The sequence below is a fragment of the Candidatus Woesearchaeota archaeon genome (genome assembly GCA_016214075.1).
Lineage (GTDB): Archaea > Nanobdellota > Nanobdellia > Woesearchaeales > DSVV01 > JACRPI01.
Window position 1 is genome coordinate 44536 of the sequence record JACRPI010000046.1, and the last position, 13356, is coordinate 57891.

12 protein-coding genes and 1 tRNA gene are annotated in these 13356 nt (G+C 40.8%); 9 read left to right on the forward strand and 4 right to left on the reverse strand.

Annotation, left to right across the window (positions count from 1 at the left end; all coding sequences use genetic code 11):
* Nucleotides 1-79: 79 nt before the first annotated feature.
* Nucleotides 80-1450, reverse strand: a complete 1371-nt coding sequence (ffh, locus tag HZC31_08795) for a signal recognition particle protein (protein MBI5003454.1) — start codon at nucleotides 1448-1450, stop codon at nucleotides 80-82.
* A gap of 119 nt (nucleotides 1451-1569) precedes the next feature.
* Between ffh and HZC31_08800 the strand changes: the two genes are divergently transcribed.
* The 3 genes from HZC31_08800 to HZC31_08810 are packed head-to-tail and all read left to right on the forward strand — an operon-like array spanning nucleotide 1570 to nucleotide 3610.
* The gene (locus HZC31_08800; GenBank protein MBI5003455.1) at nucleotides 1570-2187 is read left to right on the forward strand and encodes an NUDIX hydrolase; all 618 of its coding nucleotides are present in this window, start codon (nucleotides 1570-1572) and stop codon (nucleotides 2185-2187) included.
* 19 nt (nucleotides 2188-2206) lie between these two features.
* Nucleotides 2207-2803, forward strand: coding sequence for an NUDIX hydrolase (locus HZC31_08805; protein ID MBI5003456.1), 597 nt, complete (start codon nucleotides 2207-2209; stop codon nucleotides 2801-2803).
* Nucleotides 2804-2848: 45 nt separating this feature from the next.
* Nucleotides 2849-3610, forward strand: a complete 762-nt coding sequence (locus tag HZC31_08810; protein ID MBI5003457.1) for a metallophosphoesterase — start codon at nucleotides 2849-2851, stop codon at nucleotides 3608-3610.
* Nucleotides 3611-3650: 40 nt separating this feature from the next.
* Here HZC31_08810 and HZC31_08815 read toward each other — a convergent pair whose 3' ends face one another.
* Nucleotides 3651-4877 (reverse strand): hypothetical protein, encoded by a 1227-nt coding sequence (locus tag HZC31_08815; GenBank protein ID MBI5003458.1) that lies wholly within the window; start codon nucleotides 4875-4877, stop codon nucleotides 3651-3653.
* A gap of 128 nt (nucleotides 4878-5005) precedes the next feature.
* Between HZC31_08815 and HZC31_08820 the strand changes: the two genes are divergently transcribed.
* The 4 genes from HZC31_08820 to HZC31_08835 all read left to right on the forward strand — a co-directional run bounded on the left by HZC31_08820 (nucleotide 5006) and on the right by HZC31_08835 (nucleotide 10545).
* The gene (locus HZC31_08820; protein MBI5003459.1) at nucleotides 5006-5791 is read left to right on the forward strand and encodes a thioredoxin domain-containing protein; all 786 of its coding nucleotides are present in this window, start codon (nucleotides 5006-5008) and stop codon (nucleotides 5789-5791) included.
* 76 nt (nucleotides 5792-5867) lie between these two features.
* On the forward strand, nucleotides 5868-6137 hold the full coding sequence (locus HZC31_08825) for a DNA-directed RNA polymerase subunit L (protein ID MBI5003460.1): 270 nt from the start codon (nucleotides 5868-5870) through the stop codon (nucleotides 6135-6137).
* 137 nt (nucleotides 6138-6274) lie between these two features.
* Nucleotides 6275-8185: a DNA topoisomerase (ATP-hydrolyzing) subunit B gene (gene gyrB / locus HZC31_08830; protein ID MBI5003461.1), complete on the forward strand. Its 1911-nt coding sequence runs from the start codon at nucleotides 6275-6277 to the stop codon at nucleotides 8183-8185.
* Between the two features lie 53 nt (nucleotides 8186-8238).
* Nucleotides 8239-10545 (forward strand): hypothetical protein, encoded by a 2307-nt coding sequence (locus HZC31_08835; GenBank protein ID MBI5003462.1) that lies wholly within the window; start codon nucleotides 8239-8241, stop codon nucleotides 10543-10545.
* On the opposite strand, the gene HZC31_08840 is transcribed toward HZC31_08835, so the two are convergent.
* The gene (locus HZC31_08840; protein MBI5003463.1) at nucleotides 10542-11450 is read right to left on the reverse strand and encodes a phosphate uptake regulator PhoU; all 909 of its coding nucleotides are present in this window, start codon (nucleotides 11448-11450) and stop codon (nucleotides 10542-10544) included. The genes HZC31_08835 and HZC31_08840 overlap by 4 nt on opposite strands.
* A 92-nt stretch (nucleotides 11451-11542) precedes the next feature.
* On the opposite strand from HZC31_08840, the gene deoC reads away from it, so the two are divergent.
* Nucleotides 11543-12373: a deoxyribose-phosphate aldolase gene (deoC, locus tag HZC31_08845; protein MBI5003464.1), complete on the forward strand. Its 831-nt coding sequence runs from the start codon at nucleotides 11543-11545 to the stop codon at nucleotides 12371-12373.
* On the opposite strand, the gene HZC31_08850 is transcribed toward deoC, so the two are convergent.
* A complete protein-coding gene (locus tag HZC31_08850; GenBank protein ID MBI5003465.1) occupies nucleotides 12370-12987 on the reverse strand; it encodes a hypothetical protein in 618 nt (205 codons plus the stop codon). The two genes, deoC and HZC31_08850, sit on opposite strands and share 4 nt — an antisense overlap.
* A 184-nt stretch (nucleotides 12988-13171) precedes the next feature.
* Between HZC31_08850 and HZC31_08855 the strand changes: the two genes are divergently transcribed.
* Nucleotides 13172-13244: transfer RNA gene (locus HZC31_08855), tRNA-Gln, on the forward strand.
* Nucleotides 13245-13356: the final 112 nt, after the last annotated feature.

Genomic DNA, 13356 nt, shown 5'->3' on the forward strand with positions numbered 1-13356 from the left:
AATGGGTCCCCCTGACATTTGGCTTTAGCAGGTGCGTGTTTTCATTTTATCTGGCGACTATAGTGTCTGTTATTCAATCTCATTTTACTTGCAAATTCCCTAATCCAGGAATCTTTCCACCCATTCGCTTCATCATTTTTTCCATTGCTTTTGGTGTTCCTGCGCCGCCAAACATTTTTGTCATTTTTTTGGTCTGACGATACTGTTTGAGCAACTCATTTATCTCCTGCACTTCTGTGCCTGATCCCTTCGCAATTCGTGTCATGCGCGGACTATCAATAACATCTGGATCCTCTAACTCTTTTTTCGTACAGGAGTTAAGGATAAACTTCCACTTCTTTAACTTTTCTTCCTGCACCGCGATCATATCTTTCGGCAACTGTAGTTGACCCATACCAGGAATCATTTCCATCAACTTCCCCATGGAACCCATTTTACTGAGTGATTCCATCTGTTGATATAAGTCAATGAGATTGAATTTTCCACTGAGGAATTTTTTGCCCATATCCTCTGCTTCTTCTTCTGTAAACGCTTCTTTCGCTTTTTCCAGAAGCGCTTCTATATCTCCCATCCCTAAAAGTCTTCCCACGAAATTCTTTGGCTTAAACTCCTCAAACGCGTCAATCTTTTCTCCAACTCCAATGAACTTGACCGGCGCGCCTGTGACTGAGCACGCAATCAACGCGCCTCCTCCTTTCGCAGTTCCGTCGAGTTTTGTAATAATAACTCCTGTGACTTTACAGGTTTCATGGAACGCGCGCGCTTGTCTTTCAGCCGCTTGTCCAATATCCGCGCTCATGACGAGCAATGTTTCATCTGGATTCACTAAAGCATTCATTTGCTTGAGTTCTTCAATAAGGTCTTCGCTCAGCGCGTCTCGTCCCGCAGTGTCCACAATGACGATGTTGTATTTTTGTAATTCCGGAAGAAATGTTTTGTAAATTTTTACTGGATCTTTTTCATTCTTGATTCCAAAAACATCGACATTAATCTGCGCCCCAAGTTGCTTGAGTTGTTCATACGCAGCAGGACGCCAGGTGTCTGTTTGGATTACCGCGACTTTGTTTCCCCGCTTTTGGAAGAATTTCGCGAGCTTTCCCGCTGTTGTTGTTTTCCCGTTTCCGAAAAGACCACAAAGCATGATGACATAGGGTTTTTTGTTGACCTCTATTTTGTGTCCTTCTCCTCCTAAGAAATTCGCGAGTTCTTCATAGACAATGTTAATCAGATATTCTTTTTTTGTTAATCCTGGCGGAGGTTCTTGTTTGAGCGCGCGCTCTTTGATTTTATTGGAGAGCTCAAAGACTAATTTGACGTTGACGTCCGCTTGCAGAAGGGCACGCTGGATCTCTTTTACGAGTTCATTGATAAGCTTTTCATCCACGAACATAGCGCCCGCTATCTTCGAGAGCGTTGCCTTTAGACTGTCCCCTAAGTTTTCTAAGACCATGTCCTCTTAGAATCCTTAATTGTTTTTAAAGGTATTGATAGATTCCTATTCTTATTTTGATACTTTTAAGTGGTAAATTGGTCGCAATTTTTATAAAGCATATCCTATTTCTTTTCACTATGGTAGATCCACTGAATTATGGTTATTTGGTTGCGTATCGCGCTCGCGCTCAAGCAGAAGGTCAAGAACCTGATCTTGAGGTTCTTCTTGTGCGACGGCCCTATTTCAATTGGGTTACAGGATTTCCTTCAGAATTTCCTGGAGAGTGTATGTTTCCGGGTGGAAAATTCGATCCTTCTGATTATGTTCGTAATCAGCCTCTTCTTCTTCAAACCGCGATCCGCTATTTTCATAGTCAACTTCATTATTCAGGAGCTTTACTTAGACCATCTTATCTTCCTTCTCATGAAGAAACAGTTTATGATGAATTTCGTCTTTGTCACTTTTTTGCTGTTCATGTTTCTAATCTTCCTGATACTCCTGACGCTCAGCGATCGGGTTTTTCTCTTCCATACAGGTGGATGAAACCACAAGACGCGCTTGATTTTGCTCTCTCTCAAAGGTTATATGAAGGTTTTGCGAAAAGACAGCTTGCTACATTTCAAGAGCTTGGTCTTGGCGCTCCATCTTTGGGCACTGCTCGCGTTACTGAACGCGTTGTCTCTCCCGCAACAATAAAAATTCTTGAATATCTTTCTGATCATCCTAAAATTTATCCCATTGAACTTCCTGAATAAACTGCTGCTTCGTGATACTATGAAACCAACACTTCATCACCTCGCGCATCTTTGCGCGTATAGGGTTCTTGGCACTCCTGAAAATTCCACTATTGAAATTCTCCTCACGCGAAACCGTTTTTGGGACGCTGAAAAAAACAAGCCTCATGATTTTGCAGGAGAATGGATGTTTCCTTATACAGCGCATATACGTGGAGATAGTTCTCTTGGAAATACAGCTTCTCGCGCATTTCGCGAGCAGCTTGCTTATCAAGGAGTTTTTTATGATCTTTCTTTTCTTCGTTCTTACGATGTTGATTTTCATGATGGCAGGTATCATGAGGAATATTACGCCGCGCAACTTGATTCGCATCAGTTTGCTCTTCCAAATGATGGCGCTTTGATTGATTATCGATGGCTTTCTATCTCTGCCGCAGGTGAATATTTTTCTTCAGACGCGTTTAGCGTTGAACAACAGCGTGCGTTTAAGGAGCATGGGTTGAACGACTCCTGCCTTGGACCTTACGCACTCTTTGCTAGACAGATTCCCTTTCAAACCTGTGATGTTTTATTGCGGCTTCGTGAGATGCCTCATCTTCTTTATGCCATTCCTGTAGAAAGGGATAAACTTCGATAGTTTTTCCACAACTTATTTTAACTCTCTTTTCTTTTCATCCTGTTTATGAAAATCCTTGCCCATATTGAAATTGTTGATCTTGGTCTTTATTTTACCAAGCGTCAGCTTCTCGCAATTACTGATCTGCAGTTTGGCTATGAAGAATCGTTGAATAAAAAAGGAGTGCTTGTTCCCCGCTTTGCTCATCAAGAAATGCTGAAGCGCATGGAAGCAATGCTGCAACACTGTTGCATTCTTTCTCAAACAAAAAAAATCAACGCTGTTCTTGTCAATGGTGATTTCAAACATGAATTTGGGACCATTAGCGAAACAGAATGGAGGTATTGCATACGTTTTCTCAAACTTCTTCAAACATATGCTGATACTATTATTTTAGTGAAAGGAAATCATGATACGATGCTTGATCCTATCGCAAAAACACGTGGGTTGGAAGTTGTAGATCACTATATTCTCAATGATGTTCTTTTTGTGCATGGAGATACGCTTCCCGCGTTGTTGTCTGATAAAAAAATTATGAAGAATATTTCGACTATTGTAATCGGGCATGAACATCCTGCAGTTGTGTTGTCACAATGGCCCCGCTCTGAAAAATACAAAGCATTTCTTTGTGGAACATGGAAGCGGAAGAAATTGATTGTCTTGCCTTCTTTTAATCAGTGCACAGAAGGCACTGACGTGCTCAAAGAATATTTATTGAGCCCATTTTTGAAAGGAGCGGATCTTTCTTTGTTTGAGGCATTTCTTGTTGCGGACAAGCCGTATTATTTTGGAAAGCTGGGGAATTTGAAGAAGAAAACGCAAACATGAAGAATTTAAAAAAATAAATTAAAAAAACAAAAAAGAAGAATTACTGTCCAGAACTATACCCATCCCTATATCCTTTGATATAATCATCTCTATTATATCGGATGAGTTTTGTGTAATAAATTTCTTCTGGCTTTGTCACATATCTGTGTGTTTTCCATGTGTAGGTGTACGGATTGCTCGATGCACCTTTCTCTGCATCATACGTACCTACTTCAAACCCAATCTGATACACGTATTCTTCATCCGTGAGTTCTGCAGCAGTTTCATCCTCTTTCAATGCCATTGTGTAGCCTTCACGGTAGCCTTTGAGATAATTCTTCTCATCTGCCTGCGCTTGTTCTACATCCTGTTGTGATACTCCTTCAGGAAGCGTATACCAATTCCGGTCATTTGCTTCGCCTGTGTCTGTGTATCTTGCATTTAAGATCCAGTCATAACTCAAGATTGTTTGCGGGTTGCTTCTTTTTCCGGCTTCCGCGTCCGCATACCCAAATTTATAGCCAACAGCATACGCGGCTTCTTTCTGCTCCGCAAGTGTTTGTTGCGACGCTAAGCTGCTTGATTGTCTTTGCGTTGTTTTTGCTGCTGTTTTTTCTTCGCTTGCGCTCGCTGCTGTTTTATACGCTTCATATCCTTCTTTATACTTCTTTGAGAATGTTCCTCTATTTTCTCTGATCCATTCATAGACATCGCGAACATCTCTTGATTGATCTTTTGAAAGATCATACATAATCTTCAACGGTGTTTTGGAATTTCCTTTGCTTGCGTCTTCATATCCTATTTTGTACGCGAGATTTTCTACTCCTTTTGTTGTGTCTATTTCATCAAGATTCCATTTATTATACACAGATGTTGTAGAGCGTGTTTCTCCTGCATCTTCTTTAATGACATCATATTCTTCTAAAAAGTTGGAACTGACTGCTCTATCTCGCCCGTTTTTCGCGTCAACATATCCTTTGCTATATCCTGATGTGTAGCTTCCTTTATACAAATAGGCAAGTTCTGCTCCAAAATAATCAGGATCACTCTTACTGACTCGCTTGTATTTGTTTACAATCGCATTTGGCGTCGATGCTCTCCCACGTGTATAATCATCATATCCATCTGTATATCCCCACGCGTACGTCACATCTTTGATAATGTTTCTTGATCGCAACTCATTAACAGATTCATATTCCACCGCGAAAACGCTTTGCAACGCGAGAATAAGAAGTACTCCTAAAAGCGCGCTTGTTATGATTATTTTTTTTGTTTCTATTGTAACCACCCCAGTATTGGTATTGTTGACTATATATTATATCTATCACAAGGCGACCTTATATTTAAAGATTGTTGTGGGCGACGGGAGAACTCAAAACGCAATGTTTATATACTATTGTGCGTCTGAAACACCTCATGCAAAAGAGGGGATTGCTTCTATCATTGATAGTATCTGTTCTAGTGTTCTCTCTTTTTTCTTCAGTAGTTTTCGCAAAACAAGTGGATATTACCAGCTACTGCGACGTTGCGCTTGAATCCTGCGCCGCGCAAGATCAGGCGTTAGAATTGCTTGTCCAAAAATATCCTCATGATCTTCGCGTTGATTATGTCTATTATTTTGATACTTCTGATGTACAAAGTTCTCTTGCGCAAATTGCGCTCGAATGCGCGAACAAACAAAGCAAAAAGGATGTGTACAAAGCAGAACTTCAAAATAATTTGGATATAATTACCCGCGCTTCATTGAAAGAATACGCGGACAATGTGGGTCTTGCTTCCGCAAACTTCAGCTTTTGCTTAGATACTCAGGCGACCGCATGGGATGTTCTTGATCAGGTTGAAGAAGCAGAAGCTGATGGTGTTACCAGCGCTCCTTCTGTTCGGTTTAACATGGACATCTACCCTGGAAGTCAAACGTTCACTTCTCTTCATACGCTCGCGAAAGAATATCTCGGCTTAGACGCTCTTGATGCTTCGGAAGAAACAACTGAAGAAACAGTTTCAGATGTTGATGAAGCAGAAGAAGTGGCAGAAGAAGAAGCAGAGCCTTCTGTTGATCTCGAAGAAACATACAATGGCGCTCCTGAAACAGCAGGCACTGCTGAAGAAGGACAAGAAGCATTGGATCAAATTGAACAACCTTTATTTTTCCGTGTCATTAGTCAAGTCAGAAATTGGCTTTTAGGCGTTTTTGGTTCTTAATAATTCAGTACTTCCGATCTTTGATTTCGTTCATACTACCACAATATTTATAAATAAATGCCTTTTCTTGAATGACATGAAAATAAAAGTTCTTGAACAAAAGAAAAACAAGCTTCATCTTGAAGTTGAAACAGGACACACCTTCTGTAACGTACTCAGAAAAGAACTTTGGAACGACAAAGACATGCACGTTTCAGGCTATTACACAGAACACATTCAAGTTGGTCATCCTCATTTTGTTATCGAAACAACAGACAAAGATTCTGTTGACGCTTTACGAGACGCTGTCAAACGGGTTAAAAAACAGAACGCTGGATTTTTAGATTCTTTTAATGAAGCGAAATAGATCTTCTTTGATTGTTTGCCATTGTTCTCTTTGACACATATTCTTACTTCCCCAACACAACTTTTATAAACACGGAAGCATTGAAAAATTACGGGAAAAACAGAGCTTATTTTGTTCATTTTCTCGACGGTAGAATTATGGCAACACAAGAAGAAGCATCAAAGACTTATGGCGCAGAAAACATCCAAGTTTTAGCAGGTCTTGAAGCAGTTCGAAAACGACCGGGGATGTACATCGGAAGCACAGGCATCTCAGGGCTGCATCACCTTGTCTATGAAGTGGTGGATAACTCCATTGACGAAGCAATGGCTGGCTATTGCAAAACAATCATTATTATTATTCATCCTGATAATTCTGTAACTGTCATTGATGATGGACGCGGTATTCCTGTCGCGATGCATCCGAAATACAACATGTCCGCGCTCGCTGTTGTCATGACCAAACTTCACGCGGGTGGAAAGTTTGACAAAAGTACCTACAAAGTTTCTGGTGGTTTACATGGTGTCGGCGTCAGCGTTGTCAACGCGCTTTCTGATACCCTCCGCGTTTCTGTCAAACGTGATGGTAAAGTGCATCAAATGGATTTTGCTCGCGGAGAACCAACAGGAGATGTTCAAGTTCTTGGCGACGCGTCTGATACAGGAACAACAGTCACCTTCCATCCTGACAAAGAAATTTTTGAGACCATTGAGTCTTCCTATGAAACACTCGCCGCGCGCATGCGTGAACTCGCGTTCCTCAATAAAGGTATTACTATTTCGATTAAAGATGAACGCGCCGCGAAAGAACAAACGTTCCATTATGAAGGAGGCATTGTTTCTTTTGTTGAATATTTGAATACGAACAAAGCGCCATTCCATCCTGTTATTTTTTTGCACAGCGTGAAAAATGATGTTGATGTGGAGATCTCTTTGCAGTACAACGATGGGTACAATGAAACGTTATTTTCTTTTGTCAATAATATTAACACGATTGAAGGTGGAACACATCTGAGTGGATTCAAAACCGCGTTGACGAGAACGCTAAATTCTTACGCTGAGAAAAATACGTTATTGAAAGGAGAAGAAGTCAAACTCACCGCAGAGGATGTCCGCGAAGGATTGACCGCAATCATTGCTATCAAACATCCTGAGCCACAATTTGAAGGACAGACCAAAACAAAACTTGGAAACAGCGATGTGAAAGGTATTGTTGATTCTGTTGTTTCCGCCGCGCTCGCGACCTATCTTGAAGAAAATCCCGCTATCGCAAAACAGATTGTTCTCAAATCCATTCTTGCCGCGAAAGCGCGCGACGCCGCACGCAAAGCTCGTGATTTGACCCGAAGAAAATCTGTTCTTGAGGGAAATTCCCTCCCTGGAAAACTCGCGGATTGTCAGGAAAGCGATCCTGCGAAATGTGAAATCTTTATTGTTGAAGGAGATTCCGCGGGGGGGAGCGCAAAACAAGGCCGTAACCGTGTCAATCAAGCAATTCTTCCACTTCGCGGAAAAATTCTTAACGTCGAAAAAGCGCGGTTGAATAAAATATTAACAAGTGAACAAATAGTGATATTGATTACTGCGCTTGGCTGCAGTGTTGGCGATTCTTTTGACATCGCAAAACTTCGCTATCACAAAATTGTTATCATGACTGACGCGGATGTTGACGGACAGCACATTTGCTGTCTCTTGCTCACCTTCTTTTTCCGCTATATGCGCGAACTTATTGACAAAGGATACTTATACATCGCGCAGCCGCCGCTCTACAAAGTACAGAAAGGAAAGGCTATTCATTACTGTTACAATGATCAAGAGATGTTTGCAGCAGTGAAAGAAATTGGCAAGGATAATGTAAATATTCAGCGCTACAAAGGTCTTGGAGAAATGAATCCGACACAGTTATGGGAAACGACCCTTGATGAGAAAAATCGCGTGTTCAAAAAAGTGATGATCGAAGACGCAGTTATCGCAGATCAAGTATTTACTGTGCTCATGGGCGATCAGGTAGAACCACGACGCGACTTTATTGAACAGAACGCGAAAGCCGCGAAGAATTTGGATGTGTAAAAATACAATAACCTTTAAAACTACTCTTCTATTTTCTTACTTTTGGGTAGTATATGATATCATTTGATGATTGGGGGTCGAAGGCATGTACTTTTTTTCGCAATAGGCGGCTTGCTCCCTTTGACGAGTGTGGGATTGTTTTAGAGGATATTCTTCGAAGACGGGTTGAAGAAAAAAGAGATGCATTTGTTTCTGTTGCTTCTGGAGATTATATTAAGGGTTTTCGTCTGGCTTTTGATGAATTTGATGCCGCGGGTTTTATTCCTCCTCCAAATATGATACTGCCAATGCTCGAAACTCTTTATGATGGAGATTTAACAAAAGTTGCTCAGACTCTTGAGAATTGGGAGCAGAAATGGCAACGGGGCTTTCGTTATGATCTTCTTGGATACTTTGAAGAAGTAGCTGCAACAGATAAAGAACTCCTTCGTCATTATGAACTTCTCCCAGAGCAACGGGAACGTTTGCAGTTTATGCGTGCACATCCAGAAGCAACAGAGATTGGGAATTATGTTGACGCATGGATTTCTGAAAAAAGAATACATTCTACTGATCAGGAGATTGCGAGGCAGGCATGTCTCTTTGGATGGGCGCATGTGTGGAATCTTGTTTCACAAAAAGAAACTCTTTCTGCAGAAAATTGGCAGCGATTATATCACGCAGTCACCATCACTATGTTGACACCAGACTTGTATCAAGATATACCGCTTCATTCCTTTGAACTTGCAGAAATGAGTTATCTTCATGCTCCAGATTCCGTCAGAAAACTTCTTGGCGGTTTATTGTACGCAAAGGTTCTCGAAGTTGAAGGGGTGCAAGCACTCAAGAAACCAGTCATTGCAGAGCTTGAAAGAATTCTTGCGGGAGAAGATTTATTTTCTTCTTCCAGCTTTGTTCGTTTTGATGCCGCGAAAGATGCAGGGTATTTTGTGGAAGATACTGAACACTATTTTGTCTTCAAGCGAACACACAAACAAGAAGTGGATGCACTTTCCGGGATTGCTGCAATCATGATCAATCCTTCCATGACTTATTATCGTGTTGCTGCACGATATAGTCCCCGTTTTTTTAATAGTCGTGATGGTTCTCCAAACTTTCCTCGCTCTCCTGAGGAATTTCACGCACTTCTTGATGAAGCAAAAATGAATCCTCAACTCAAAGCATACTTTGAAATTCCCTGCGTCAAACTTGGTGGGCTTGTTTTGAAATTGCCAGGCGATGCTCGCGTTTTGAGCATGCACAATGAAGGTAAAACAGCTGCGGAACAGCTTGATTTGGCAGCAGATGATAGCAAAAAAATGGAGATCTGTCGTGATGCACTTACGATGTTAAGTAAATTTCATCTCATGGTTACAGAAAATCTTGTTCATTATAATGGTAAATGGTATCCTGCGCCAGGAATGCAAGGATATGTCGGCAGACCCGCAATTCCACAAATTAAGTATCGAAATTTTCTTGAACGACGTATTGCTGGAACAAAAGACGTTCCTCGCTTGCCAAGAAATTCTCATCTTGAAAATGTTCTTGACGCAACTGATGATCTTTCAGCTTTTCTTCAACGTGGTTGTGTTGGCGCGGTTTTGCTTGACGCCCATGACGCAAATATCACTGAACATGGGGTGATTGATGTTGCAAAGCTTTCCATCGCAAACTTTTTTTATGATGTTGCCCGCTTTTTGTATGGGAATTCTTTTGAGAGAAAGAGAAATTTAAATTTTCATGCTCTTCGTGAACATTATATTTCTACTTTGATTGCTATTGTTTCTGAAACACACATTGCGCATAATGATGAAAGTGGTGGAGATTTTGAGAGTGTTTGTCGTGACTATAAAAATTGGAGAACGCGCGATGAACTTCTTGCTGCGCATACGCCCGCATACAAGCAAATGATGCGTCGAGGTCACAACAAACGAGTATCTCCTTCTTTTATTGAAGCGCAATGTTCTCATACGCTGCTTGATTTGGTTATGAGCTGGGATTGCTGCAAACCAGATGCAGCAGAACATATGCGAGAATATTGTCAGGCTGCCGCAATATTTGTTTCCATGGGTGAGACTGGAGCTTTGCTCCATCAATTCTCTTCTGCATCTTCATCACACAAAGATTTTCTTGAACAAGAACTGCAGTATGCTGTTGCAAACTCTTTTGCTCTGATGCGTGAACAAGGATTTACTACTCTTGCTGGAAATTGGAGAACCTATCTTGCAATGTCTGGCAAAATTCCAGACGCATATCTTCAGCAGGAATCTCTTCTTCCTGCAAATACATTTATTCCAGATTTAGCAAAACGCGTCTTTGATGCTGTTTATGCCGCTCCCCGACGATTTCCCGTTTTGCTTCCCAATTTAACCTATACCTAAAATTCTTTCATTCTCATTTCAAGGACAGGTCCATTCAAATCAAAGAGCAGTGCTCTGATACTCATACAATAAAATAATGGTTTTACTTCTTTCTTTGTGATTTTTGCAATAATCTCTTCTTCTTTGCGCTCTATTCTTCTTCTTTCTTTTCCAAAGTCTACGACTTTTTGCATGGAAAAATTGTAATATAGTCCTTCGAAGTGTGCCGCAAATGCGCAAAGTTCTTCTATCAGTTCCTGAATCTCTTTACTTGGCTTTTCTTTGTACTCAAGATACCATCGACAAATATATTTAAACCTATCTGCTATTTTTTCCAACTGTACTGCAAGGTGATATTGTTCTGCAATATGTTCTTCTGCATATCCTAAGAGCAGCATTCTTCTTGAATAATTTGCAAACACTGCCATGAGATTGTCTTTAAGTATCACTTCTGCCATCTTCTCTTTGTTATTTTTTTCCAGCGCTTTTTTTGTTTCCTGTGCCATCTCTTGCACCATCTGAAAACATTTTCTGTAAAGGACATCAAATGTTTCTGTGTCCATGTTCATGATTCGCTGGATGGTGATTACATTTTTTTCATGCTTCATGACTTGATGCCCTTGCATGGATTGTGTTGCTTCTAGAATCGCCTTTGCTTCCTCAATTATTCCATATTTGATATTTATCTCGTCATATCCTGCTTTGTAAAGAGCACCAACAATTCTATGCGTCATAGGCAGTGTTCCTGTCACGTTAACATTAATTTTTGTATCCCCTTTTTCTGGTTGCTTGCTGATACTGATTGTACTTCCCTGCTCTTTTAGAAAAATACTGCTTCCCTTCCTGACATTGTATTTTTTTGTCCATTTGCTGGGGAGTGAGACGACTAATGTACTTGGACCCTGCTTCATCACTTTTCTTTCCATATTTTCTTTGTATTTGCCTGCTTCTTTTAAATGTTATTCACATATTGATATTTTCATAACATATATATGTCAGTATGCATCATCATTATATTGTGATTAAACTTACATTCCCTTCACTGTTTCTGCCTATTATGGCACTTGACGACAATCTTGCAGCTTTTATGGCTGAACTGAGACCAGAACACATCGCACCACTCATTGATCACACTGTTTTACATGCGCTTACGACAACATCAGACGTTGATCGAGTTATTTCTGAAGCACAAGAGTATGGATTTGCAGCAGTCTGTATTCCTGCTCGATTTGTTGCCTACGCATCTTCGCAGCTTTCAGGAAGTTCTGTTGGTCTTGCGACTGTCGTGAATTTTCCTTTAGCAAACGATACTGACGTTGCTGTTTGCGTCGCAACAGCAGACGCAATTCGCAATGGCGCGAATGAAGTAGATATGGTTGCTAATCCTTCTCTTGTAGGAAGTCCTCTTTATGCCGCACAGATTCGAGCAGTTGCGCAGACTGTTTTGAATAATAAGGGAAACATGCTCAAAGTCATTATTGAAGCAGGTTATCTTTCTCCAGAGGGTGTTCGTTCTGCAACACAAGCAGTTGTTTCTGTTGCTCAAGATTTTCCAAATCTTCGTTTTATGACCAAAACAAGCACAGGAATGGCACAGGAAACATATCTTGTCGCAAAATATGATGGCACAAAGAAAACTGGCGCTCGTCCAGAAGATCTTGAAATTATTTACGATGTCCATCGCGCTTCAGGTTTAGGTACTCTTGGGATTAAAGCGTCAGGCGGTGTTCGCTCTTTCCAAGACGCGGGAGTTGCGCTGTATGCAATGGGCGCGCGATCTGTTGCTGATTTGCATCCTACTCTTTATCGCTTAGGAACTTCTTCTGGCGTCAGTATTGTAAAGCGTTAAGCGTCATAGCTTTCTTTTTGCTGTCTTGTTATTATTCCTTTTGTTGCTAAACAATAAATTGTTGTTCCAAGATTTTCCTGAAGTTGGTCGAGTTGGTTGCAGTATGTTGCGAATGCACCTGTGTTAAAACCCATTTCTTCCTTATGTCTTGCTACTATTCCCATTGTTCTTCTGACGCTTTCCACTTTATACGCAATAAGCGCTTCTACTGTTCCTCCTTTGTAGAGCATGATATAATCAAACAACGCTTCTCGTTGTGGAGTTTTCTCTTCAGAAAATAACTCTTGCTCTTCTTCTTCAGTCTTGAAAAAATATGCGCCAAAAACCGCGCCAATCATACTATATAGCAATCCTTTAAACGCGAGTGGGCTCAGTGTCTTTTTGCTTGTAGCAGGAATTGTAACTCTTCCTGTCTTTGTTTCATAATCTACTTCTGCTTCGCCAAACGTGAGGACATTTTCTTCTGTTTCTGCTCTTTCAAATGTCTCCACATAAATATCTACTGTTATTTTTTCTATCTGCGCGCTTGCTCTTGTTCGTTGAATAATTTCTTCCAGAAGTAGTCTTTCCTCTCTTGATTGCGGTTGGTAGTTTATTCTGACTTCTCCGACCATTGTCTTAGGTGCTTGTTCATACTATAAAAAGTGAACGACATAATCAGTGGTGGACATAAATAAATTATACTTGTGTCCGCCACTGGAATAGTAAACGACATGCAGTCCCATATTTTGTTTGTGTCGTTTACTATAATCAGAAGCAAAATATATAAGCGGTTGCTTTTTTCAGTAGTTTATCATTAGCCCCGTAGTCTAGCGGTCAAGGATAGGGGACTCTGGATCCTCTGACGGCAGTTCGAATCTGCCCGGGGCTATTTTTTGTTTGGGATATATACATCTCCAATTTTTTTACGCTTTATAAATGCCTCTTTTCGTGCATAGTCCCGACAGAGGAAGCGCAGAAATATTTTCTCAGATCACCCATCC